The 21,035-nt window shown below is 47.4% G+C and carries 22 protein-coding genes; 7 read left to right on the top strand and 15 right to left on the bottom strand.

All coding sequences use genetic code 11. The features are described from left to right. Positions 1-34: 34 nt before the first annotated feature. Both ASF12_RS32025 and ASF12_RS32020 read right to left on the bottom strand, forming a co-directional pair. Positions 35-868 carry an alpha/beta fold hydrolase gene (locus ASF12_RS32025; RefSeq protein WP_056043383.1) on the bottom strand — a complete coding sequence of 278 codons (834 nt, stop codon included), beginning with the start codon at positions 866-868 and terminating at the stop codon, positions 35-37. A gap of 328 nt (positions 869-1,196) precedes the next feature. Next, positions 1,197-1,565 carry a DUF4180 domain-containing protein gene (locus ASF12_RS32020; protein ID WP_056043380.1) on the bottom strand — a complete coding sequence of 123 codons (369 nt, stop codon included), beginning with the start codon at positions 1,563-1,565 and terminating at the stop codon, positions 1,197-1,199. A gap of 170 nt (positions 1,566-1,735) precedes the next feature. Here ASF12_RS32020 and ASF12_RS32015 point away from each other — a divergent pair, with 170 nt between their 5' ends. Next, positions 1,736-2,347 (top strand): TetR/AcrR family transcriptional regulator, encoded by a 612-nt coding sequence (locus ASF12_RS32015; RefSeq protein WP_056043378.1) that lies wholly within the window; start codon positions 1,736-1,738, stop codon positions 2,345-2,347. Positions 2,348-2,451: 104 nt separating this feature from the next. Here ASF12_RS32015 and ASF12_RS32010 read toward each other — a convergent pair whose 3' ends face one another. Next, complete coding sequence (locus tag ASF12_RS32010; protein WP_056043375.1) at positions 2,452-3,222, bottom strand: SDR family NAD(P)-dependent oxidoreductase; 771 nt, start codon at positions 3,220-3,222, stop codon at positions 2,452-2,454. A 299-nt stretch (positions 3,223-3,521) separates the two neighbouring features. Further along, positions 3,522-5,054: a malate:quinone oxidoreductase gene (locus tag ASF12_RS32005; protein WP_268795485.1), complete on the bottom strand. Its 1,533-nt coding sequence runs from the start codon at positions 5,052-5,054 to the stop codon at positions 3,522-3,524. 718 nt (positions 5,055-5,772) lie between these two features. Here ASF12_RS32005 and ASF12_RS32000 point away from each other — a divergent pair. Beyond that, positions 5,773-6,378, top strand: a complete 606-nt coding sequence (locus tag ASF12_RS32000) for a polysaccharide deacetylase family protein (protein ID WP_056043367.1) — start codon at positions 5,773-5,775, stop codon at positions 6,376-6,378. A 244-nt stretch (positions 6,379-6,622) separates the two neighbouring features. Here the strand turns inward: ASF12_RS32000 and kduD are convergent, their stop codons facing one another. From kduD to kduI, 3 genes are read right to left on the bottom strand one after another with little or no spacing between them, the layout of a single operon-like run. Next, entirely contained in the window at positions 6,623-7,378 is a 756-nt protein-coding gene (gene kduD / locus ASF12_RS31995) for a 2-dehydro-3-deoxy-D-gluconate 5-dehydrogenase KduD (protein WP_056043364.1), read from the bottom strand. 30 nt (positions 7,379-7,408) lie between these two features. Beyond that, positions 7,409-8,161: a DeoR/GlpR family DNA-binding transcription regulator gene (locus ASF12_RS31990; protein ID WP_056043362.1), complete on the bottom strand. Its 753-nt coding sequence runs from the start codon at positions 8,159-8,161 to the stop codon at positions 7,409-7,411. 1 nt (position 8,162) lies between these two features. Then, on the bottom strand, positions 8,163-8,993 hold the full coding sequence (gene kduI / locus ASF12_RS31985) for a 5-dehydro-4-deoxy-D-glucuronate isomerase (RefSeq protein ID WP_056043359.1): 831 nt from the start codon (positions 8,991-8,993) through the stop codon (positions 8,163-8,165). A 231-nt stretch (positions 8,994-9,224) separates the two neighbouring features. Here kduI and ASF12_RS31980 point away from each other — a divergent pair, with 231 nt between their 5' ends. Together ASF12_RS31980 and ASF12_RS31975 are read left to right on the top strand one after the other, a co-directional pair. Beyond that, positions 9,225-10,541: an ATP-binding protein gene (locus ASF12_RS31980; RefSeq protein ID WP_056043356.1), complete on the top strand. Its 1,317-nt coding sequence runs from the start codon at positions 9,225-9,227 to the stop codon at positions 10,539-10,541. After that, entirely contained in the window at positions 10,531-11,427 is an 897-nt protein-coding gene (locus ASF12_RS31975) for a response regulator (protein ID WP_056043353.1), read from the top strand. Before ASF12_RS31980 ends, ASF12_RS31975 begins: the two co-directional genes overlap by 11 nt. Before the next feature lie 4 nt (positions 11,428-11,431). On the opposite strand, the gene ASF12_RS31970 is transcribed toward ASF12_RS31975, so the two are convergent. Genes ASF12_RS31970 through ASF12_RS31960 form a run of 3 tightly spaced genes read right to left on the bottom strand, consistent with a single transcriptional unit; the run spans position 11,432 to position 13,297 of the window. After that, the gene (locus ASF12_RS31970) at positions 11,432-12,049 is read right to left on the bottom strand and encodes an ABC-2 transporter permease (RefSeq protein WP_056043350.1); all 618 of its coding nucleotides are present in this window, start codon (positions 12,047-12,049) and stop codon (positions 11,432-11,434) included. Next, positions 12,027-12,914, bottom strand: a complete 888-nt coding sequence (locus ASF12_RS31965; protein WP_056043347.1) for an ABC transporter ATP-binding protein — start codon at positions 12,912-12,914, stop codon at positions 12,027-12,029. Before ASF12_RS31965 ends, ASF12_RS31970 begins: the two co-directional genes overlap by 23 nt. Next, a complete protein-coding gene (locus ASF12_RS31960; RefSeq protein WP_056044034.1) occupies positions 12,911-13,297 on the bottom strand; it encodes a GntR family transcriptional regulator in 387 nt (128 codons plus the stop codon). The genes ASF12_RS31965 and ASF12_RS31960 overlap by 4 nt, the downstream gene beginning before the upstream one ends. Positions 13,298-13,607: 310 nt before the next feature. Between ASF12_RS31960 and ASF12_RS31955 the strand changes: the two genes are divergently transcribed. From ASF12_RS31955 to ASF12_RS31945, 3 genes are read left to right on the top strand one after another with little or no spacing between them, the layout of a single operon-like run. Continuing rightward, positions 13,608-14,408: a transporter substrate-binding domain-containing protein gene (locus tag ASF12_RS31955; RefSeq protein ID WP_056044031.1), complete on the top strand. Its 801-nt coding sequence runs from the start codon at positions 13,608-13,610 to the stop codon at positions 14,406-14,408. Positions 14,409-14,448: 40 nt separating this feature from the next. After that, positions 14,449-15,105, top strand: coding sequence for an amino acid ABC transporter permease (locus ASF12_RS31950; protein ID WP_056043344.1), 657 nt, complete (start codon positions 14,449-14,451; stop codon positions 15,103-15,105). Next, complete coding sequence (locus ASF12_RS31945; RefSeq protein ID WP_056043340.1) at positions 15,102-15,827, top strand: amino acid ABC transporter ATP-binding protein; 726 nt, start codon at positions 15,102-15,104, stop codon at positions 15,825-15,827. The genes ASF12_RS31950 and ASF12_RS31945 overlap by 4 nt, the downstream gene beginning before the upstream one ends. 483 nt (positions 15,828-16,310) lie before the next feature. Here ASF12_RS31945 and ASF12_RS31940 read toward each other — a convergent pair whose 3' ends face one another. From ASF12_RS31940 to ASF12_RS31920, 5 genes are all read right to left on the bottom strand, one after another. Next, entirely contained in the window at positions 16,311-17,285 is a 975-nt protein-coding gene (locus tag ASF12_RS31940; RefSeq protein WP_056043338.1) for a metallophosphoesterase, read from the bottom strand. 229 nt (positions 17,286-17,514) lie between these two features. Beyond that, positions 17,515-19,269, bottom strand: a complete 1,755-nt coding sequence (locus ASF12_RS31935) for a methyl-accepting chemotaxis protein (protein WP_056044028.1) — start codon at positions 19,267-19,269, stop codon at positions 17,515-17,517. Positions 19,270-19,911: 642 nt separating this feature from the next. Next, positions 19,912-20,334 carry a hypothetical protein gene (locus tag ASF12_RS31930; protein ID WP_056043334.1) on the bottom strand — a complete coding sequence of 141 codons (423 nt, stop codon included), beginning with the start codon at positions 20,332-20,334 and terminating at the stop codon, positions 19,912-19,914. Positions 20,335-20,383: 49 nt separating this feature from the next. After that, on the bottom strand, positions 20,384-20,710 hold the full coding sequence (locus ASF12_RS31925; protein WP_155973638.1) for a low molecular weight protein tyrosine phosphatase family protein: 327 nt from the start codon (positions 20,708-20,710) through the stop codon (positions 20,384-20,386). Position 20,711: 1 nt separating this feature from the next. After that, positions 20,712-21,005: an antibiotic biosynthesis monooxygenase family protein gene (locus tag ASF12_RS31920; RefSeq protein ID WP_056043328.1), complete on the bottom strand. Its 294-nt coding sequence runs from the start codon at positions 21,003-21,005 to the stop codon at positions 20,712-20,714. Positions 21,006-21,035 lie beyond the last annotated feature (30 nt).

Below are 21,035 nucleotides of genomic sequence, written 5' to 3'. Positions count from 1 at the left end.
AAACGTCGACCACTGCTCCTCTCGGTCATTAAGGTCACGATGTGTGGTTAATTATAGCCTCAATTACCTTATCCCATTCGCCATAATGAATTTCATGCCCCGAGCCCTCCAAAGTTAACAGGATTGAGTCAGATATCACAGCAGCAAGTGAAACTCCATGTTCATATGGAATAATCGGGTCCTCAGTGCCATGTATAATGAGCGCAGGGACATCGATTTCAGCCGTTCTGGACAGATAGGAAAAATCACCTGTCAACACGCCATGATTGTTTATACTCGCCATATTGCTGCTTCTTTCTACCTCTAGTTTAGCCAATTCATAAATGCGATCCTCATCAAGTGGATGCTTGGAGCCCGCTAAAACTTTCCACTTGCTGACTGCAAAAGCAATCACCGCTTCATCATTAGACCAGTCGATCTCTTCGGAATTAGCGAAAAACTGCGCGACCTTCTCTTCCATTGGAGGAAGACCCTCTGCAAAATTGGACGTTGCAATAAGCGAGACGGTTAGCACTCGTTCGCGATGGCGCAGAGCGAGAATTTGCGTTAGCATGCCTCCCATCGACATCCCGACAATATGTGCTTGCTTTATGCTGTAAGCATCAAGAATACCAACCGCATCATCCGTCATATCTTCAAACGTATACGCTGGCTGACCAAGCTCATAAACGGTAGAACGCCCAACGTCACGGTTATCATAACGAATAACAAAACGTCCAGCCGCTGCAAGACGCTGACAAAATTCATCTTCCCACCATACCATTGATGCTTGGGCTCCCATAATGAGTAATAGAGCTGGATCAGCGGGATCTCCAAAGCTTTCCGTACATATTTTAACACCGTTTATACTTAACAGCTGTTCACTCATCGTCTCATTCCTCCATTACTAAAAATATAAAAAAACACAGGCCAGCTGCCTGTGCTTTCAGTAATCGAGAATAGGAGCAGCGGCAGACGAATCGTCAGTCACTACTCGCATATAACTAAATAAGGTTACCATGAGGTAAACCATTCTTCGATTACTTCGCACAGAACATAGCCGTAACACGTCTATTCCATTCGTTGTGCAGAGCCAAAAATCGAAAAATTAGTTTAACACACGTAACCCTCCCGTTCCTATAGATTGGGGTTATTTTACCATGCGCATTTTTTATCTGTCAAATGATAAGCACTGCTGGGCTTCTCGGATTGTATGGTTAAGTTATATTGTGCAAAGCGTTAACAGCCTCTTGTTTGTCTCGTAAAAATAGTACCTGCTTGCCGTTATTGCATTCATAAATAAAATCCTTCAAGCTTTTGCTGTCATAAGTATCAAAATCTCCAACGATGGCCAGCTTCACCTTGTAGTTCACATATTTCTGCAAAATCTCTCCAGCCAGCTTAGTTTTGAGCTCGAAGAAATCCTCCGTTATGTTTGCTTTTTGAAGGATGATTTTATGGCATTCGTGATTGTAATTAACAGAAGCCATTAAATCCAGCGCATCCTGAACATCGCGGATGATCACGTCAGAGCTTTCTATAACGGCAACCTTGGAACTGTCTTGTTGGTCGATTGTTATGTTCATTTTTCATTCGCCTCCCCTATTTAGTGTAACACCACCTTCCTTCAAAAAAAAGCTAAACGTCCACGCTTGACTTGGTTAGCCCTTCTGTCTTTTGGCATCGATTGTTTTCTTGTATAATGATAATCAATCGGATGACTGAGAATACATGCTTTTACAGAGGGAGGATATATATGCACCATTCATCGCCATCCATAGATCGAAGAATCCACAAGTCGAAGGCAGCTCTAAAGCAGGCGCTGCTCGAAAACATGCTCCGTAAATCGTTCGAGGATATTTCCATTACCGATATCGTGAAGGCTGCCGATTTGAATCGTGGCACGTTTTATAAACATTATGCGATCAAAGAAGAGCTGCTTGATGATATTTTGGCCGATGTGATGACTGATCTTATCCAGTCCTACCGTTCTCCATATTTGCATTATCAAAATTTCGACATACAGAGCTTAAGTGCTTCAGCCATCAAAATTTTTGATCACGTGCTTGCCAATGCTACTGTTTATACATTATTGGTAACAACGAGCATTTTGGCGAACTTCCGCAACACCGTTTACGAAACGCTCAAAAGGTTGTATTTGGATGATGTTACTGAAATGTCTCCAAACCCGAAAATTGATAAAGAGCTGCTTGCCTGTTATCAGGCTAATGCTGTCTTTGGCCTCATTGCCGAATGGGTGCAGAGCCATTTTAAATACAGCTCCTCTTATATGGCAGAGCAGTTATTAGAATTTACGCGATTAAACCGCTCTCATGAAGTTTACCGTTCGAATCTCGGCCAAGCCTAGACTCTGGCCGCCTGCATTGGGGCAATAAACAGATGCCTAAACATCCGGCAAAATAAAAAAAAGAGCCCGGCTATCGCCAGAAGCTCTTATCATTCTATACCTTGTTAGTTGCTGATCCAACCGCCATCGACAGGCAGTTCTATACCCGTTACGAACTTGGATTCGTCCGAAGCCAAATACAAGTACGCATAGGCAATATCCAGCGATTCGCCGGCATGTGGATGCAAAGGCGCCAGGTTCTTGTAATGCTCGCCCATTTCAACCTGCGATTTAATGCCAGCTTTCTCGACCATCCCCGTAAATACCGCTCCCGGATGAACGGAATTGACACGAATGTTATCTTTGGCAAACCATTGTGCCGTATGTTTAGTCAGTGAGCGTACCGCACCTTTGGATGCACTGTATGCCGCACCCTGCGCATCAGCAATTCCGCCGATAATCGCTGCAATGGACGACGTATTCACAATCGACCCTCGTCCATTTTTTTGCATATGCGGAATGACTGCTTTCATGCCAAGCCATACGCCTGAAGTGTTAATGGACATCACTTTATCCCAATCCGCCAGTTCAGCTTCCAAAACGCCCTTGGCGATATGAATGCCTGCATTGTTAACGAGAATATCGATTTTTCCGTATTTGGTAATCGTTGCTTCTACAACCGCGTTCCACGATTCTGGACTGGATACGTCCAGCTTCAATGCGATTGCATCTCCGCCATTTTCCACAATTTCGCTCACTTTAGCCTGCAGCACGTCCTCGGCTACATCCGTTACGACAACCTTTGCACCTTCTTTGGCAAATAATTGTGCTCCAGCAAGCCCCATGCCGCTGGCCGCCCCTGTAATAATGGCTACTTTACCTGTCAATCTACCCATTCTGATCATCCTTTCTATCTGACAACTATAGTATAAGGAGGATTTAGAGCGTTCTCAATCGGCAAATGAAAGCGCTTTTGTACGTTTAGCAACGGATTAAAACCGTTCTGTATGTTAATCTTTAATAACGAACAAATGAAGGCCAAAGTGTTGATCTTTTTAAAAAATAGTCCTGTCCATGACCGCTTAAGGAGTCCAGCAACAAAAATAAAAAGCGCCCGGAATTCCGGACGCCATTCATTTATAATCTACTTTATTCTATTGCTTGTGATGCGAAACGGACTTTAGTCTCGCGGGTTTTAGAAAGAAGCCTGCTTGACTGGGTCCCGTTCACTGCCCAGATCAAGCGTCCGTGCAGTTGAAGTATGAATTTCGCTTATAAGCTCTGGATTGTTCAACAGCTGCACGCCATATGAAGGAATCATTTCTTTAATTTTCGGTTCCCATGCTTTCATATGCTGCGGGAAGCATTTCCCCATCAGCTCAAGCATAACGGAAACAGCGGTTGAAGCACCCGGAGATGCGCCGAGCAAGGCAGCTATCGAGCCATCAGCGGCATTAATGACTTCCGTACCAAACTGCAGCGTTCCTTTGCCGGCAGCTGTATCTTTAATGACTTGCACACGCTGGCCAGCTATTACTAGCTCCCAATCTTCGCTTTTGGCGTTCGGGACAAATTGGCGTAAAGCTTCCATGCGCTGTTCTTTCGATTGCATAACTTCCTTGATCAAATATTGGGTCAATGACATATTTTTCACGCCTGCTGCCATCATCGTGACCAAATTATCCGTTTTTACAGAAGCTAGCAAGTCCATCATCGAGCCGTTTTTCAAAAACTTTGGCGAGAAACCGGCAAAAGGTCCAAAAAACAACGATTCCTTCTTGTCGATAAATCTAGTGTCCAGATGGGGAACCGACATCGGTGGCGCGCCAACTGGAGCTTGACCGTAAACTTTTGCATGATGCTGCGCGACAATTTCCGGTTTTTTACACACCATAAATATGCCGCTTACCGGGAATCCTCCAATGCCTCTTCCTTCAGGAATACCGGATTTTTGCAGTAAATGCAGGCTTCCGCCCCCGCCGCCGATAAAGACGAATTTCGCATTCCGGCGCTCAACAGAGCCATTATCAACATTGCGTACTTTCAATTCCCACGAGCCGTCGCCAGCACGTTTAATATCATCCACATTATGCTTGTATTTGATATCGACATTTTTACTCTTCAAGTGGGTAAACAACATGCGCGTTAAAGCGCCAAAGTTAACATCCGTACCGGATTCAATTCTTGTAGCCGCTATAGGCCCATTCAAGGTCCGGTCCTTCATAATAAGCGGAATCCATTCCAGCAGCTTACCCGGATCTTCGGAATACTCCATTCCTTCAAACAGAGGATTGTTAGACAACGCTTCAAAACGCTTCTTCAAAAACGTTACATCTTTATCCCCTTGTACTAAGCTCATATGAGGCAATGGCGTAATAAAATCCCGCGGATTGCGGATTAAATTGCTGTCCACAAGATAAGACCAAAACTGCTTGGAAACCTGATACTCTTCATTTACTTTTATAGCTTTGCTAATGTCTACGGAGCCGTCTGCTTTCTCGACGGTGTAGTTAAGCTCGCACAAGGAAGAATGCCCTGTTCCTGCATTATTCCATTCATTAGAGCTTTCTTCTCCTGCGCTTGCAAGCCGCTCAATTACTGTGATTTCCCAGTCCGGTACTAATTCCTTCAGCAGTGACCCCAAAGTCGCACTCATAATACCGGCACCAATTAAGATAACGTCTGTTTTGGTTTGTCTGTTGCTCATTTCTACCGTCCTTACACTAATATTTGAAGAAAAAATGTAGGCTTTCCTGCCTGCTTAGACTGCTATGCGGGCTAATCAAACACCTTTTCTGATTCACGTATTTCCTGATCAAAGTTAGCCTTATTATTAAAGTGTTAAGATATTTACTATTATAAAGCCTTTACAATTCATTCACAAGAATAGGGAATAGGTTACAATCCTATCGCCTCGTTGCTATATCGTCAGTTTTGGATATCCGATCATCCCCAATAAGTTTTACTCTCAAACAACTTGAAAAAAAAAGCGATTTCAACAGCAAAAATCAGCCTGAGAGCAGAAAACATACATTCTCAGGGGAGAAAGGAATATCAAACTTCATTTGAACATTACTACTATCATATCACAAAAGTCACTCCCTGTTAGCACTGATTTTGAACATGGCTGTAACGTTGCAAAACGAACCTTTGTTGATGCTTAAGGTGCGGCTTCCTGCATGAATGCCCTCCGACTTGATTAGGCTTTCCGTAGCTCTGTCTTTCGTTGGCGTGCATCCCGGTAAGCATATCTCCGATACGCTCAAATAATTGGTTAATCATTAGTCTGATTTAGGTATTTTAGACAAGCTGTAATTCTTCTATAAATGAACGAAGTGTATTCGTTAATACCGAATCTTTTCGACGAATAAATACAGTCGTAACTATCGCGAATTAGAAAACTTCGATACCGAAGAATTAGTATCGTTTTAATCATACTCGCAAGCATGATTTTGGGAGTCATCTATCTATTATTCAGCCGAGTTACCGACGAGATTAGGGGCGATTTATACCCGATTTCTCAGAAACAAGACTCCATGCAAGGTCTCAGTATAAATTCATCTCGAACGCCGGATGAAGTTCCTGTTTCTCATAAAGTGGTATACCTCACGTTTGATGATGGGCCAAGCAAATATACAAATGAGATTCTGGATATTCTAAAAGAGTATCAGGCGAGAGCAACTTTCTTCATGATTGGAACACAGTTGGATGGGCACAAGAACGAAGTTCAGCGAATTGTCATCGAAGGCAGCTATCCTGGACTACATAGTATGTCGCATGACTTCAACATATTATATAAGAGTGGTAGTTCAACTCAGTTTATTGAGGAATTTCAAAGAGAACAGCAGTTAGTGGAAGACATTGTAGGTTTCGCCCCGAATCTGATTCGAGCCCCATATGGGAGTGAGCCACAGATCGATGAAGAGTTTCGCGGGGACATATCCGCATCCGGTTTTCGAATGTGGGATTGGACCGTGGATTCTATGGATTGGAGTTCCTCCAAGAGGCGGGCTATGAGTTTAACGTGTACGATCCCAACAATCCCTTTATAGCCAATTTTAGCGGTGACTCACGTTTGTAATGAACAAGTTAATGCTAATTGAACAAACAGAGGCCTATTAAAAAATAAGCAACCGCCAACAGCAGCTCCATAATAGAGCCGCTATGGCGGTTACTTTTTTAAAATATAGGAAAGTATATGATTTTGCCATACTTTCTCTATATTTCTCGAACTGAAACGCCGCGCGCCGCCAGAGGACGGCGAGAGCCGTTTCACCTTGATCCACAATACAAAGGCTAGCGGTTCATCCAACCGCCATCTACGCAGAGGACGTGGCCGTTCATATAGTTTGATGCAGCGGAGGCGAGGAAAATCGCCGGCCCCATCATGTCTTCGGATTCGCCCCAGCGAGCGGCTGGGATACGGTCGAGAATTTGCTTGCTGCGTACCGGGTCCTCGCGAAGCGCCTCGGTGTTGTCCGTGCTCATGTAGCCCGGAGCAATCGCGTTCACCTGCACATTTTTTGAAGCCCACTCGTTGCCAAGCGCCTTGGTCAAACCAGCAACCGCATGCTTGCTCGCAGTGTAGCCTGGCACATTGATGCCTCCTTGGAAGGACAGCATCGACGCGATGTTGATGATTTTGCCTGAGCCCTGCTCAATCATATGGCGGCCAGCCAGCTGGCTGAGCACATAGACCGAGTTCAGATTGACGTCAAGCACCGCTTGCCAATCCTCAAAGCTGTGATCAGCTGCAGGCGTGCGGCGGATAATGCCCGCGTTATTGACTAAGATGTCGAGGCGTCCAAGTCCTGCAAGCGTCTGATCGATAATGCCCGGCAGCAGGCTGCGGTCAGATACGTCCGCTTGAATCGATACCGTTTTGCGGCCAAGCGCCTGAATTTCCTTCTCTACGTCTGCAGGAGGCGTGCTGTTCGTAACCAGCGCAATATCTGCTCCCGCTCTCGCCAAGCCTATAGCAATCGCCGCGCCCAGACCACGTCCGGCGCCTGTCACAATCGCAGTTTTTCCTGTTAAATCGAAAAAGCTCATCTTTACACCATCCTTATCTATCCTTTAAAATCAGGCCTTTTCAATTCGCACGCCCTGCTGCTCGTATTTGGCAGCGACAGCCGGATCAATGTGCGAATCGGTAATGATCGTATGGACATCCTTCAATTCGGCAAACGTAAGCAGCGCACCCTTGTCGAACTTGCTGTGGTCAGCTACGCAATAAATATCGCGCGAGCATTCCATATAAACCTGCTTGAGCTTGGCCAGTTCCTCGGTGAAAATCGTCAGCCCATACTCCAGATGAATACCCGTCGTCGATAAAAACAGCTTATGAACATTCAGCCGCTTGACCCACTCCTGCCAGTCCGTACCGATGAGCAAATTTTGAAAACGGTATCCGCCCGGAATGACGAGGCGGATCTGTTCCTTCGCCGTCAGCTCGCGAATAATAAGCAAGTCGTTGGTCAGTACAGTCAGCGGCATGTTTTTGAGCCGCCGCGCGATTTCAAGCGTCGTGCTGCCAGCATCCAGCGCGATAATATCATTTTCAGCAATATGGGTTAACGCCTGCTCGGCGATTGCCGCCTTCTCTTGCTGATGCTTGCTGTTCGGATATTGCAAAGGCAGCAAGCTCTCATCATCTGGAGGAAGCACCGCTCCGCCATGCATGCGCTTGAGCAGTCCCTTCTCCTCCAGCCGCTCCAAATCCTCGCGTACCGTCTTTTCCGTCACCTTGAAACGCTCGCTCAGCTCGGATACTTTGACGCTGCCCTTCTCCTCCAGCTGAATAATAATTTGTCGATGACGTTCAGCGGCAAGCATGTTACTTAAGCTCTTCCATTTTCACAGCATCCATATCCGTGAACGTGTAGTTCTCGCCTGCCATCGACCAGCAGAACGTATAGTTGCTAGTGCCTACGCCCGAGTGGATTGACCATGGCGGCGAAATAATCGCCTGCTCATTGGCAACGACCAGATGTCTCGTCTCTGAAGGCTCGCCCATCATATGGAATACGCGTGCATCTTGGTTCACATCGAAGTAGAGATAAGCTTCCATACGACGGTCATGCACGTGCGAAGGCATCGTGTTCCAAACGCTTCCTGTTTTGAGGCTTGTTACGCCCAGCATTAATTGACAGCTTTGAATGCCATCGCCATGGATATACTTGTACAATACGCGCTCGTTGGATGTTTCCAGGGAACCCAGGTGAGTCGGATTCGCTTCTTCCATCGTCATTTTGCGAGTCGGATATTCCGCATGCGCCAGTGCTGAACAGAAATACAGCTTCGCTGGATTCGCTTTGTCCTTGCTTGCCAGCTGCACATCGCGCTTGCCTTTACCTACATATAAAACATCAAGACGGCTAAGCTCGTACGACTCGCCATCAACCGTAATAACAGCATCGCCGCCAATGTTCAGGAAGCCAATTTCGCGGCGCTCCAGAAAATATTCAGTTTTCAGCGTATCTCCCGCTTCGAGTGCCAGCTTCTCGTTCACAGGGAACGCGCCGCCAACAACCATGCGGTCATAGTGCGTGTAAACCGAAGTAAGGCGATCCTGCTCAAACAGGCTTTCGATCAAAAATTCTTGACGAAGACGCTCCGTCGTATATTGCTTAACATCCGTTGGGTTAGTGGTGTGGCGAATTTCCATAGTAATTGTTCCTCCTCAAGGATAATAAAATAAATGGGGTCAGGCGCACCTGAATAGGTTTGAAAATGTTCGTTTTAATAATAACACACTTTTTCAAACTTAAACAATACAAATTACCTTATTTTTCGTTTATATCTATTTGTGGGGGCGCAGCCACACTATTCAAAAACGCCCTTTTTTATGTTAGGGTATATATCATCAAAGATCGCCTATAGGAGCGGAGCGAGTTGTATGCATGCTTTCTTTCGCAATGAAAAAATACAAATGGTCGGCATCGCTCTTGCAACAGCTATCGGCGCCGAATTTAGAATTACTCCATTTAGCGGGGATTTTTACCGCATTGGCCTTGGCGTCAGCATCTTTTTATTTTTCCTGCTGCAATTTCGCCATCTTTCGTTTGTGAAAACAGGCTTTCTGGCCGGCATTGCCGCTGTCATTTTCCAATCCGTGGAGTGGCTGCTCTACACGCATTCCACATCCATTTTGGCGAGCCTGCAAAATAATGCTCCCGCCGCCCTGTACTATACGTTCTTTGCCTGGTGTATCGGCAAGCTGCTCGGACGGTCCAAGGAAATTCAGCCGCTGGCGCTGGGCGCATTCGTTACGCTTGTGGATTTTTCCTCCAATTTGCTGGAGCTTTTGTTTCGAAATATTTTTCTCGGCACAGCGCCCTATCACTTCAATGAACTGGCTCTGCTGCTCATTACGGCCGTCATACGCAGCTATTTTGTCATCGGGCTTTACAACAGCATGGCCATCCAGCAGTTCAAGATGCTCCATGCCGAGCAGGAGAAACGTATGGAGCAAATGCTGAATGTCGGTTCCAGCTTGTATGGAGAAGCATTTTACCTGCGGAAATCGATGGATAATATTGAAGGCATTACAGCGAGCAGCTTCGAGCTGTACGACAAGCTGCGGCAGGAGCAGCCCGAGCTTGGCAAGCAGGCGCTCGTCGTCACCCAGCAAATTCATGAGGTTAAAAAAGATACACAGCGTATTCTCGCCGGGCTGCTGAAGCTGTTCCATAATGAGACGCTTACCCAGATGAGCCTTGAAGAGGTTGTGCATTATGTGAGGAAAGGCAATGTGGAATATAGCGAAATGCTGGGGAAACAGATTGTTTTCAAGCAGCAGGTGGCGCTAGATATGATTACGCCTCATTATATTGCGCTGCTCACGATTCTGAACAACTTGGTGGCAAATGCCGTTGAAGCCATTGAATATAACGGCTCCATTGACATTGAAATCAGCCAGCACAGCGGCAAGCTGATCATGATCGTTGCCGATTCCGGCAAAGGCATACCGCCTGAGGAGTCCGAGCTTGTGTTCGAGCCGGGCTTTACGACCAAATTTGATCAAACGGGAATTGCAGCCACCGGCATTGGATTGTCCCATGTGCGAGATATTATTTGTTCATTTAAGGGTTCGATTCGTGCAGAGCAGCTGGATGATAGGCCAGGCACCGCTTTTATCGCCGAGTTGTCGCTTGCTGCGCTAAACCATCCGGATACAACGCCAAACTTGAAGGAGGCCCTCCATGTCCATTAGCTTCGTAATCGTAGATGATGATGCCGTCAGCAGACGGATGCTGCACAATATAATAGAGCAATCTGGCTTAGGCGAAGTATTGGGTACAGCTGGAGGGGGAGTCGAGGCCGTAATGCTTATCGATGAGCTAAAGCCCGATGTTGTGCTGATCGATCTGCTCATGCCCGATCAGGACGGCATTACGACGATCGACCAGCTCCGGGCTATCCGCTACAGCGGCAAATTTATTATGATCTCGCAAATCGATAACAAAGATATGGTTGGAAAAGCCTATCGCAGCGGCATTGAATTTTTCATCCATAAGCCCATCAATCGCGTTGAAGTGCAAGCTGTTTTACATAAGATGAATGAAAGCTGGAAATATGAGCGTTATGTAACGGAAATGAAGCAGTCGCTCGCCAAGCTCGATATTATCGAGCGCCAGCCAGCCGTGCAGGAGCGCAGCATCCGCGAAGCTGCCCGCCACATTTTAATGGACATGGGCATTATTAGTGAAGCCGGAAGCCGTGATATGATTGCCGCCGTCGAACATTTGGCCGCGCAGCCGCAGCCTGCTGCTTTCCCTTCATTAAAGGGATTATATGAGGCAGTGGCGCGTACCAGCAAGCAAAGCCAAAGCGACATTGACAAGGAAAGCAAAGCCATAGAGCAGCGAATGCGCCGCGCTGTCATGACGGCGCTAACGAATATCGCCTCTATCGGGCTGACGGATTACAGCAATCCGAAGTTCGAGCATTATGCCCCGTTATATTTTGACTTTAAGGATGTCCGGCTCAAAATGAAAATGATGGACGAGGAAGCTGCGCCTGATAAAGGCAAAGTCAACATCAAGAAGTTTCTTCAAGTGTTCTTTATGGAAGCGATGGAAAAAATAAAGCAAGCGTAAGCGGTCAGGCTACCCCTTTTTTATCCAAAAAGAATAGGGAAAGCCGATAAGAGACCAATAGCAGCAAACAGCTCACCGCTAGAAGGACTGTACTCCCTACAGCTGGAAAATTTAGCGTATTCGCGCTGCTGGACACACCTCCCAAAGCCAAGAGAAAAGTCACAGGCAGGGCAACCGCTACCATGCCGACTAGTTGACTTGCTCTAAAACCAAACCAGTAATAGATCGGATAATAAAGCGAAGCATAAACAGCAATAATGAAAAAAATGATTGGAATAAAAGAAGCTGCATACACCATTTCCCTTCCTACTATTGTTATATTGATGGCGTATACGGAAACGCTCGCGACAATTCCTATGAGTGCAAATAAAAGGACAGCTGCATATTTCGCCTGCACGATCGATTTACTGCTGACAGGCAGGCTGGCAATGACGATCATGCTTTTATTTTTGGCATCCAAGGTAGCGGAAAAGGTCATGAGCATAATAGCAGAAAGCGCAGCTACCAAAATGAAGGAAGCATAGTTATACAGCATGAAGCCGAATAAATACAAATAGAGCAGCACAAACAAAAAGTAATAGCGCAAAATAAATAAATCCTTACGTAACAGCAGCAGCAGCATGGCCTTTTTCCCCCTTAGCGGTAAAATACATAATATCCTCCAGCGCAGGCCGGCTAAGCTGCGCACCACCACCCACCATGGCAGCTATTTCATGGCCCCTATCTGTCAGCCCCTCGAATCCGACCAGCGATTTCCGAATGCCGATAAAAGCCGCTTTGACGCCTGGAGCTTCAAGCAAGCTTGATGGTCCTTTCACAAGCACATACCGCTCCTGAATTTGCTCCTTCGACTCGTTAAAGACCAGCCTGCCGCGATGTAGAAACGCTATATAATCCGCAACCCGGTCCAGATCGGTCGTAATATGGGTCGAAAATAAGATCGACTTCCGCTCATCCAGCATGATTTCGGCCAATAAATCCAGCAGCTCGCGCCTAAAAACCGGATCAAGCCCCGCTGTCGGCTCATCCATAATGAGCAGATCCGCCTGATGGGATAGTGCGAAGGCTAGAGCCAGCTTCATTTTCATCCCCTTGGAAAGACTGCGTATTTTCATTTTGGGCAACAGCTCAAAGCGCTCAAGCAACCGGGAAAAAGCGTGATCGTCCCATTTTTTATAAAACGGGGCAATAATATTTTTCATCGACTGGATCGATAAATGCTCGTAATAATGGCATTCATCGGATACGAAGCCGATACGCTGCTTTATTTCCGCCTCCTTCAAGCTTTGAGACTGTCCAAAAATCGTGATTTCCCCCTTATCCGGCCGGGTAATGCCCATAATCATTTTAATTAATGTCGTTTTGCCTGCTCCATTCGGGCCAATCAGCCCGGTTATGTACCCCTGCTTGAATGTGCTGGACAGGGGCTCGATGCCGAACATTTTATACTGCTTGGATATTTCGGTCAGTTTAATGATGTCGCTCATGTGTCCAAATCTCCTTCCTCATATAGCAGCTGCATATGCTGCTGAATTTCACTCAGGCTCAGGCAGAGAGCCTTCCCCTCCTTAATGACCGCCAGCATTTGCTGTTCCAGCCGCTTCATTCGCTGCTCTCTAACAAAATCGGCGTTTATGCCCGTTACGAATGAGCCTTTGCCAACGACAGAGTCAATAAGCCCTTCCTTCTCCAATTCCTCATAAGCCCGCTTCGTCGTAATGACGCTGATCTGCAAATCCTTAGCTAGCTGCCTAATGGAGGGCAGCGATTGTCCTGAGCCAAGTTTCCCGCTTAAAATCTGATTGCGAATTTGCTGGGTAATTTGTACATAGATCGGATCATTCGAAGCGTTGGATAAAATAATGTTCATTTCCATCACCATGCTTAGCTGTTTAATGTATATATAGTATATATACACTATACGCTCCGTATATGTCAATAACGCTTGGCTATACTAAGCTTCGAGCAAATTTGGGGTCTTTTTCTGTTTTAGCGAATAGCTGCTCCCACTTGCGTAACCTTATCTGACAGAGTTTATGGCGAAATCGTAAATGTAAAACGCTTACAAATATCTCCGACATTATTTTCTGTCGGATTTTATTATTTTTTATAGTCGGATCTTTAAAATAGGTGGCAGAAGGTCAATAAGTCTAACATTAATGGAAATGGGGTTTTCATTTATGAAGAAAATCGGATCACTTTTAATTACCGGCCTGCTTGCTCTTACCCTTAGCGCATGCGGCAGCAGCAACGAAAAAACACCATCCGCTTCGGACGGCACGGGTTCTTCGAATGAGGTTGTGACGTACACCATTGGAACTGACGCTACATTCCCTCCTTTCGAATACCAGCAGGATGGCAAATATGTCGGCATCGACATCGATATCATCAATGCCATTGGGGAGCTGGAAGGCTTTAAGGTTGATTTGAAGCCTATGAACTTTAAAGGCATTATCCCGGCGATTTCTGCCAAACAGCTCGACGCTGCCATTGCCGGCATCAGTATTACGGATGAGCGCAAGCAGGTTGTGAACCTGTCCGATACGTATTTCGAAGCAGGCTTGTCGCTGGTCGTACGTTCGGATAATGACACGATTACGAAGCCAGAGGATTTGAAAGGCAAAGTCATTGCGATTAAAAAAGGGACGGCAGGCTCTAAAAAAGCCGAGGAATTAGCGAAGGAATACAACATTACCCTCAATTATTTTGACGATAGTCCGGCGATGTTCCAAGAGGTTGTAAACAAAAATGCCGATGCTACCATTGAAGATTACCCCGTTATCTCTTATAAACTGGCGGTTGATCCAAACGCCAATTTGAAAATCGTTGGCGAAAGGCTGACTGGCGACCATTATGGCATCGCAGTGAGCAAAGACAACGAAGAACTGCTGCAAAAAATCAATGACGGCATCAAGAAGCTGAAGGAAAGCGGCAAATACGATGAAATCATTAACAAATATATAGGAACGTCTGCAAAATAAAGACGAAGACATCCTGTGAAATGAAGGAGCTGTGAATTTCATGATGTCCTCGTGGCAAGTTATTGTGGATGCGATGCCCTTGCTGTTGCAAGGGTTATGGATAACGGTCAAAATTGTTGTCATCTCGCTGCTGATTGCATTCGTAATCGGATTAATTACGGGATTGATGAATACATCATCGAGTAAAATTTTAAAGTTTATTGCAACGCTTTATATCGATATTATTCGCGGTACGCCGCTGCTCGTCCAAGTGTTTTTCATTTATTTCGCCTTGCCGGCATTTCTCGACATCCGTATTCCTGCGGAGACAGCCGGGATCATCGCAATCAGCGCCAATGCCGGTGCTTATATTGCGGAAATTTTCCGCGCCGGCATTTCGTCGATTGATAAAGGGCAGCGGGAAGCCGCCCGCTCCCTCGGTCTCAGCCAGGTGCAGACGATGCGCCTCGTCATTTTGCCGCAGGCGTTCCGCCGCATGATTCCCGCTTTCGTCAATCAGTGTACGATCAGCATCAAGGATACGTCGCTATTATCCGTAATCGGAATTAGGGAGCTGACCCAAAGCGGTGAAATTATCATTTCTACCAACTACCGCGCTTTTGAAATATGGGGAACGGTTGGCGTCTTGTATTTCATCATTATTTACGGTATTTCACGCCTGTCCCGTGTGCTTGAAAGGAGGCTGAGCCTGAAATGATTATTGTAGAAGGTTTGCAGAAAAAGTTTGGCGACAATGAGGTGCTTCGGGATATATCCACCACTATTACCGAGAAGGAAGTCGTCTGCATTATCGGCCCTTCCGGTTCAGGCAAAAGCACCTTCCTGCGCTGTCTTAATTTGCTAGAGGAAGTGACATCCGGCGTTGTAACCATCGGCGACGTGACCGTCACGGCTCCAAAGACGAATATTGACAAGCTGCGGCAAAATGTCGGCATGGTGTTCCAGCAGTTCAATCTATTTCCGCATTTGACGGTGCTGGAGAACATTATGCTGGCGCCTAAGCATATTAAGAAGGTGGGCAAGGAGACGAATGAAAAGCAGGCATTAGCGCTGCTGGATAAAGTCGGTCTTGCCGCCAAAAAGGATGAATACCCCGCCCGCTTGTCCGGCGGACAGCAGCAGCGTGTCGCTATCGCTCGTGCGCTGGCGATGAACCCGCGGGTCATGCTGTTCGACGAGCCAACCTCGGCACTCGATCCAGAAATGGTCGGCGAGGTGCTTCAAGTGATGAAGGATTTGGCTCATGAAGGGATTACGATGGTAGTCGTGACGCATGAAATGGGCTTCGCCCGCGAAGTTGCAGACCGCGTTATTTTCATGGATGGCGGGTATATTGTCGAGCAGGGTCCGCCCGCTGCTATTTTCGATACGCCCCAGCATGAGCGTACGCAAGCTTTTCTGAGCAAGGTGCTAGGCTAAAATATGGACTGCCAAGAACAAAGAAGCTTTCGTTCCTATATTGACGGGGAGCGAGAGCTTCTTTGTTTTATTCCATACGGCTATCCTTATCGTCAGCCCGAATACGTTATACTAGCGTTGCAAGAGCCTCCGGTGTGAAAGCTTGAAGCTCATTCAATCGGCCTTCGCGTATTTTCACAGCCCATTCCGGATCGCCCAACAGTGCGCGCCCAACCCCAATGACCCGCGTGTCATTCGAACACGCCAATTAATATTAGATGCTTTCATGTGGCAGTTAAATCATACGGACTTTCATACGATGACCATTATGGACATTGCAAAAAAAGCGACGATTAATCGGGCGACGTTTTATGCCCATTTAATGGAGCCAGGAAGGCAGACAGGAAGCCCCATCCGCCTTAGCCCGCAAAATCGTTCCATTAATCATTGGCGGGATTTCTCAATTACATGTAGTAGAAGAGCTATAACCCCCATCGACGGGCGCTAGCTTGCAGCTGACAGCTTAACGACGACAATATCCGGGCGATTGAACAAGCGCTGGGGAACGACGCTGTTGCCAAGCCCTCTGCTGACCAGCATATTCGTATGGCCGTTTACATATTGGCCCGCATCGTACACGGGCAGTAAACCCTGCCCCGGAGCGACAAGTCCGCCAATAAACGGCAGCCTGACTTGCCCGCCATGGGCATGGCCCGAGAAGGTCAGATCGATACCTTCACGAACATAGACGTCAAACAGTTCAGGACGATGGGACAGCAGTATCGTGTAAAGCCCTTCTTCTGCTTGCTTTCCCGCCTCCGCTTTCGTTGCGGCACCCGCACTCTCTTTCCCGGCTATGTTGGCAAAGTCTTCAATAGCTGTTTGAATATTTTGCTCCGCCGCCTCTGCATCATGTCCAGCAAACGATGAAAATTTCGGATCATCGATGCCTAGCAATCGGATTTCTCCAGCTCTGGTCACAGCCCCAGTCTCAGCCCCGCTCCCTGCTCCACTTCCAGTTAAATTACTACTTCCAACAGGGATGCTTTCCGCCTCATTCCGCAGGACATGAACGCCAAGCTCCAGCAGCTTTTTCTCCAGTACCGGGTAACGTGCGTAAGCATATTCATGATTGCCCGTCACATAATACACAGGGGCCAGCTTCACGATTTCTGCCATTAGCTCAAGGCTTTCCGCCTCGCCTCCACGCCTGCTATCAATTAAATCGCCTGTAACGACGATGATGTTCGGCTGCTGATTTTCCACCTTGCGAACGAGCCGCTGCTGCTTATCACCAAATCTTTTGCCATGCACATCGGATAACTGCACAATGGTAAAGTCCTTCAGCCCCTGCGGCAGCTTCGCTGACGAAAGCTGAAATGACGACACCGTCAAAGCATTATTTTGAAAATAAAGAAAAATGATGATAGCAGCTACAGCGGCTATGAATATCCCTACTCTTTTGAGCAACTTGCGCATAAGCTCCTCCTCTTCTTTTTATGTTCCTCTATGATTTCCTGCTCTTTCCTCCTGTCTATTATACCTGTTTCTATTGCTGAACCAAGGTTAAACGGCTGTCGCCCTCCTTTTTGCGGCGCGGCGCGTTTTAGTCCGAGAAATATAAGCCCATTATAAGGATGAAACTTATAAATGCTTATATTAAAAAATAAGCGGGACGCCGCATGCGCCCCGCTCTTATTCGATTGCCTTATACGTTAACCTTTTTCACGGCTTCGCTCATCTCATGCGTCTGCTGCCGAAGCAGACTCGACGTTTGCGCCACCTTCTGGAACATGACCGACTGCTCGCTGGTCAAGCGGTAAATCTCATCAGAGCGTTCCGAAACGCCCGATGCAATATGCGCAATCGCATGGACGGACGCCGCAGCCTCCTCAGACCCTGCTGTCATCTCCTCCGCCGATGCGGATACCTCTTGAATGCGCTGCGTCACGGTGCGGAAGGCGTCCACCACATGGGTAAAAGCTTGCTCCGCTTCCGCCGTAATCGCTACGCCCTGGCCAATCTCTTTGGCGGTAACGCCCATCTTCGTGCCGATGTGCTGGGATTCCTGCTGAATGCCAAGCAGCAAATCCGATATCATCTGCACCGATAAGCTTGAAGCCTCCGCCAGCTTCCGCACTTCATCGGCTACAACAGCGAAGCCTTTGCCATGCTCGCCTGCATGGGCTGCTTCAATCGAAGCATTCAGCGCCAGCAGCTTCGTCTGGGTAGCAAAATCCCGTACCGCTTGCAGCGCCCCGCCTATTTCCTGCGAGTAGCCGCTAAGCACATCGACCATTGCAGCGACATCTCCGGCTACCGCGGAAATGTTCTCCATCTGATTTTTCATCTGGGTCATGCTTTCTTTGCCAGATTGCGCTGTGGCCAGCGCGCTTGTCGCCGCATCCGAAACGGCGGTCGAAGACTCGGATACGCTGGTGATTCCTTTAGCGATTTCCTCCATCGCATTCGCGCTGTCGCTTGCGCCTTGCTTCTGCGTATGTGCGCCCTGCCGGATATGCTGGACGGAATGGTCAACCGTCTTGCTCATGACCAGCATCTCCTCCGCATTGCGACTGAATTGCTCTGTCGAATCAACTAAAATATTCGTCGTTGCCGCAACACCTGCAACCATATCGCTAATGATTTTATTCAAGTTGCCGGACATGTGAATCATCGCTTTAAACGTACTGCCGATTTCGTCCTCGCTTCTGAGATGGTACGCCGTCAAAATCTGATTGGCCTGCGCCAGCTCGCCATGCGCCATTTTATCGACACTGGCCTTCAATACTTTAAGCGGTCTGAGCCCCTTTACGACAAAGCGCAATACGATCGCAATGGCCGCAACCGTAATGAACAGCAGCAGGACATAAAAGGGAATGCTCGACTTAATAATATCCGATTCAATATCGCTAACAACGGATACAGCCGTATCAATGCCAATGACGCCAATCAATGCGCCGCTGCTGTCCAATAAGGGAGCGTACGAGGAAATATATTTGCCGTACTCCTCATTGTCAATAATCGGCGAGCTTGCTGTGCTTCCTTGCAGCAGTTTCTGAACCGCATCGCCCGGCATATCGGTCACTTCATTAATCGGTGATGCCTTATCCGCATCCTTCATGCCGTCCACCATAATAAGCGGCGTGCCCTTGTCATCGATTTTCACGAAATACACATACATGGCGCCGATGCGCACGCGAAAATCATCAAGCTCATCACGTATGGTCAAAAATAAATCATTTTCCTTCGGTTCTTTGGCAAACTCAGCATAAGCAGCTGTATCCAGCTGGTTGACGTAGCTCTGAGCAATCTGGATGTTATAGCTGGAAATGGCCTCCTGTGCAGCTGACTTCATGTTCGCCAGCTGCAGCAATACGCTGCCGGCAGAGATAATAACAATGACTAGCGTAACTACCGCAACAATGCGTGCCACTAAACGTTTCCTGAAAAATCCGATCATCCGATCCTCTTCCTCCCGCATCAAACCCAGCCTTTTTTACTAGTCCGCTACCCAAATCTAACATGCTTCAAGTACTATGTATGTTGAAAATTTTAAACGAATATGTCGAAATTCGCAAGAAATTATTGGGCCACCGCTTGCAATCACTTACGAAATAAGAGGTGAATGGAAGGCAGGGTCGTGCTCCCTGTTTCAGGGGCTTGCTTCGAGTACAAAGACACAAAGATAGACTTGGTGGACACAGCAGCCGCTATTTCCACAAAATCACGGGTTTAGGCACTGTCTGCGGACTCAGGAGCAGCTAATGTGCTGCCAAAAGCCATTTTGATGGGATAAGGAGGGCCATAACGGATTTCCTGTCCGCTTACGGCCTGAAATCGAATAAAAAGCCAAAATAGCGGAACCTCAGTCCTCAAAAAAACAGTGAGCATTCTCGAGCTGCGCGCTCTCAGTAACAATGACCTTTGCCACGGAGCTCTCAGCCAAAATCGCATGCTGCGGTTCCCACCCTCGAAACGATAAGATGAGACTTGCCTCGAATAAGAGTTACGCAAGGAGCAGCATGCCAACTCTAGTTACCTATCCAGCCAAGAAAAAAGGCGGAGCCCCATAGCCCCGCCTTCTACCTCTGCATTTCCTTGCTTACGCCTTCTCCACTTGAAAAACAAACTTCCATTTAGCAGCGTTGCCGGAGTATCGGCCTCTGTTTTCCACGACCTTTACATCAAGCGTATGCTTCTTGCCCGACGTCACCGTTGAAGCCTTGAAAGACTTATTGGCTGTGCCGACATCCGGAATTTTGTCCTGCTCGATTGCTGTTGCCTCCAGCTTCACGAGCTCGCTTGGCTTTAGCGTCAGCTTGATGCTGTCTCCAGCGGCTACGGCCTTTCCATTGATCAAAACCTGCGTCTCCCACTCATTCCCCACAGAATCGTTCGACACCAAATCCTCACTAACGAAGGTGACCTTAATCGTCACCGTCTTCGCAGCTGCCGCAAGCGGCTGCACAGCAATTGCAGTAAGCAGCGCGACCATGAGCAGCACGCGCAAGCTTTTGACCAGCATGCTGAAGTTCCTCCTTTCATTTTTTATGAATTTTCCTTTTATGCCATTATTAATCAGGCATATATTCTATAACGGCAGCTTGCAGCAGTTGTATAAGATCGGCATTCATATATTCGTATTCATCGGGAATGTGCAGGCAAATGACCCGCTTCTCGCTTATCGCATGGGGAAACTTCTCCTGCATACGGCGCAAATGCTTTTTCTCCATGACAAAAATAACGTCAGCCCAGCCGAGGTGGCCTTCGGTCACTCGCACTCTAGCCTGCGGCTCTGTTCCGGCAGAACGCACCTCATGTCCATCTACACCATTCAGCACCGTTTCAGCTGTCAAGCTGCGCCATTTGTTCCGGCTGCATATAAATAATAGCTTGCTCATCCTACAGCTCGATGCTCGTGTAATGCTCCACGACCGGAAACGGATCATAATAATGATGCAGCAGCCGCTTCCACTCCTGATATTCTGCGGAACCGCGGAAACCCTCTGTATGATCCTCCAGCGTCTCCCATTTCACGAGCAGCAGGTATTTATTTTGCTCCTCCAGGCAGCGCTGCAGCTCATGATGCACGTAGCCTTTCATGCTGGAAATGATTTGCGAAGCTTCCTTGAAGCTGGCCTCGAACGAATCTGCGAGCCCTGCCTTGACCTGTAAAATAGCAACTTCCAAAATCATAAGTGCACGGTCCTCCCGCTGCATTTTCAA

It is taken from the genome of Paenibacillus sp. Leaf72 (assembly GCF_001422685.1).
Taxonomy (GTDB): Bacteria; Bacillota; Bacilli; order Paenibacillales; family Paenibacillaceae; genus Pristimantibacillus.
The sequence above is the reverse complement of the archived record's forward strand: the minus strand, read 5'-3'. Positions and strand labels throughout refer to the sequence as shown.

What these genes read in the sequence shown, in the direction of transcription:
- ASF12_RS32025 (WP_056043383.1), bottom strand. Translation starts at nt 868, where the DNA reads ATGAGTGAACAGCTGTTAAGTATAAACGGTGTTAAAATATGTACGGAA.
- ASF12_RS32020 (WP_056043380.1), bottom strand. Translation starts at nt 1,565, where the DNA reads ATGAACATAACAATCGACCAACAAGACAGTTCCAAGGTTGCCGTTATA.
- ASF12_RS32015 (WP_056043378.1), top strand. Translation starts at nt 1,736, where the DNA reads ATGCACCATTCATCGCCATCCATAGATCGAAGAATCCACAAGTCGAAG.
- ASF12_RS32010 (WP_056043375.1), bottom strand. Translation starts at nt 3,222, where the DNA reads ATGGGTAGATTGACAGGTAAAGTAGCCATTATTACAGGGGCGGCCAGC.
- ASF12_RS32000 (WP_056043367.1), top strand. Translation starts at nt 5,773, where the DNA reads ATGATTTTGGGAGTCATCTATCTATTATTCAGCCGAGTTACCGACGAG.
- kduD (WP_056043364.1), bottom strand. Translation starts at nt 7,378, where the DNA reads ATGAGCTTTTTCGATTTAACAGGAAAAACTGCGATTGTGACAGGCGCC.
- ASF12_RS31990 (WP_056043362.1), bottom strand. Translation starts at nt 8,161, where the DNA reads ATGCTTGCCGCTGAACGTCATCGACAAATTATTATTCAGCTGGAGGAG.
- kduI (WP_056043359.1), bottom strand. Translation starts at nt 8,993, where the DNA reads ATGGAAATTCGCCACACCACTAACCCAACGGATGTTAAGCAATATACG.
- ASF12_RS31980 (WP_056043356.1), top strand. Translation starts at nt 9,225, where the DNA reads ATGCATGCTTTCTTTCGCAATGAAAAAATACAAATGGTCGGCATCGCT.
- ASF12_RS31975 (WP_056043353.1), top strand. Translation starts at nt 10,531, where the DNA reads ATGTCCATTAGCTTCGTAATCGTAGATGATGATGCCGTCAGCAGACGG.
- ASF12_RS31970 (WP_056043350.1), bottom strand. Translation starts at nt 12,049, where the DNA reads ATGCTGCTGCTGCTGTTACGTAAGGATTTATTTATTTTGCGCTATTAC.
- ASF12_RS31965 (WP_056043347.1), bottom strand. Translation starts at nt 12,914, where the DNA reads ATGAGCGACATCATTAAACTGACCGAAATATCCAAGCAGTATAAAATG.
- ASF12_RS31960 (WP_056044034.1), bottom strand. Translation starts at nt 13,297, where the DNA reads ATGAACATTATTTTATCCAACGCTTCGAATGATCCGATCTATGTACAA.
- ASF12_RS31955 (WP_056044031.1), top strand. Translation starts at nt 13,608, where the DNA reads ATGAAGAAAATCGGATCACTTTTAATTACCGGCCTGCTTGCTCTTACC.
- ASF12_RS31950 (WP_056043344.1), top strand. Translation starts at nt 14,449, where the DNA reads ATGATGTCCTCGTGGCAAGTTATTGTGGATGCGATGCCCTTGCTGTTG.
- ASF12_RS31945 (WP_056043340.1), top strand. Translation starts at nt 15,102, where the DNA reads ATGATTATTGTAGAAGGTTTGCAGAAAAAGTTTGGCGACAATGAGGTG.
- ASF12_RS31940 (WP_056043338.1), bottom strand. Translation starts at nt 17,285, where the DNA reads ATGCGCAAGTTGCTCAAAAGAGTAGGGATATTCATAGCCGCTGTAGCT.
- ASF12_RS31935 (WP_056044028.1), bottom strand. Translation starts at nt 19,269, where the DNA reads ATGATCGGATTTTTCAGGAAACGTTTAGTGGCACGCATTGTTGCGGTA.
- ASF12_RS31930 (WP_056043334.1), bottom strand. Translation starts at nt 20,334, where the DNA reads ATGCTGGTCAAAAGCTTGCGCGTGCTGCTCATGGTCGCGCTGCTTACT.
- ASF12_RS31925 (WP_155973638.1), bottom strand. Translation starts at nt 20,710, where the DNA reads ATGAGCAAGCTATTATTTATATGCAGCCGGAACAAATGGCGCAGCTTG.
- ASF12_RS31920 (WP_056043328.1), bottom strand. Translation starts at nt 21,005, where the DNA reads ATGATTTTGGAAGTTGCTATTTTACAGGTCAAGGCAGGGCTCGCAGAT.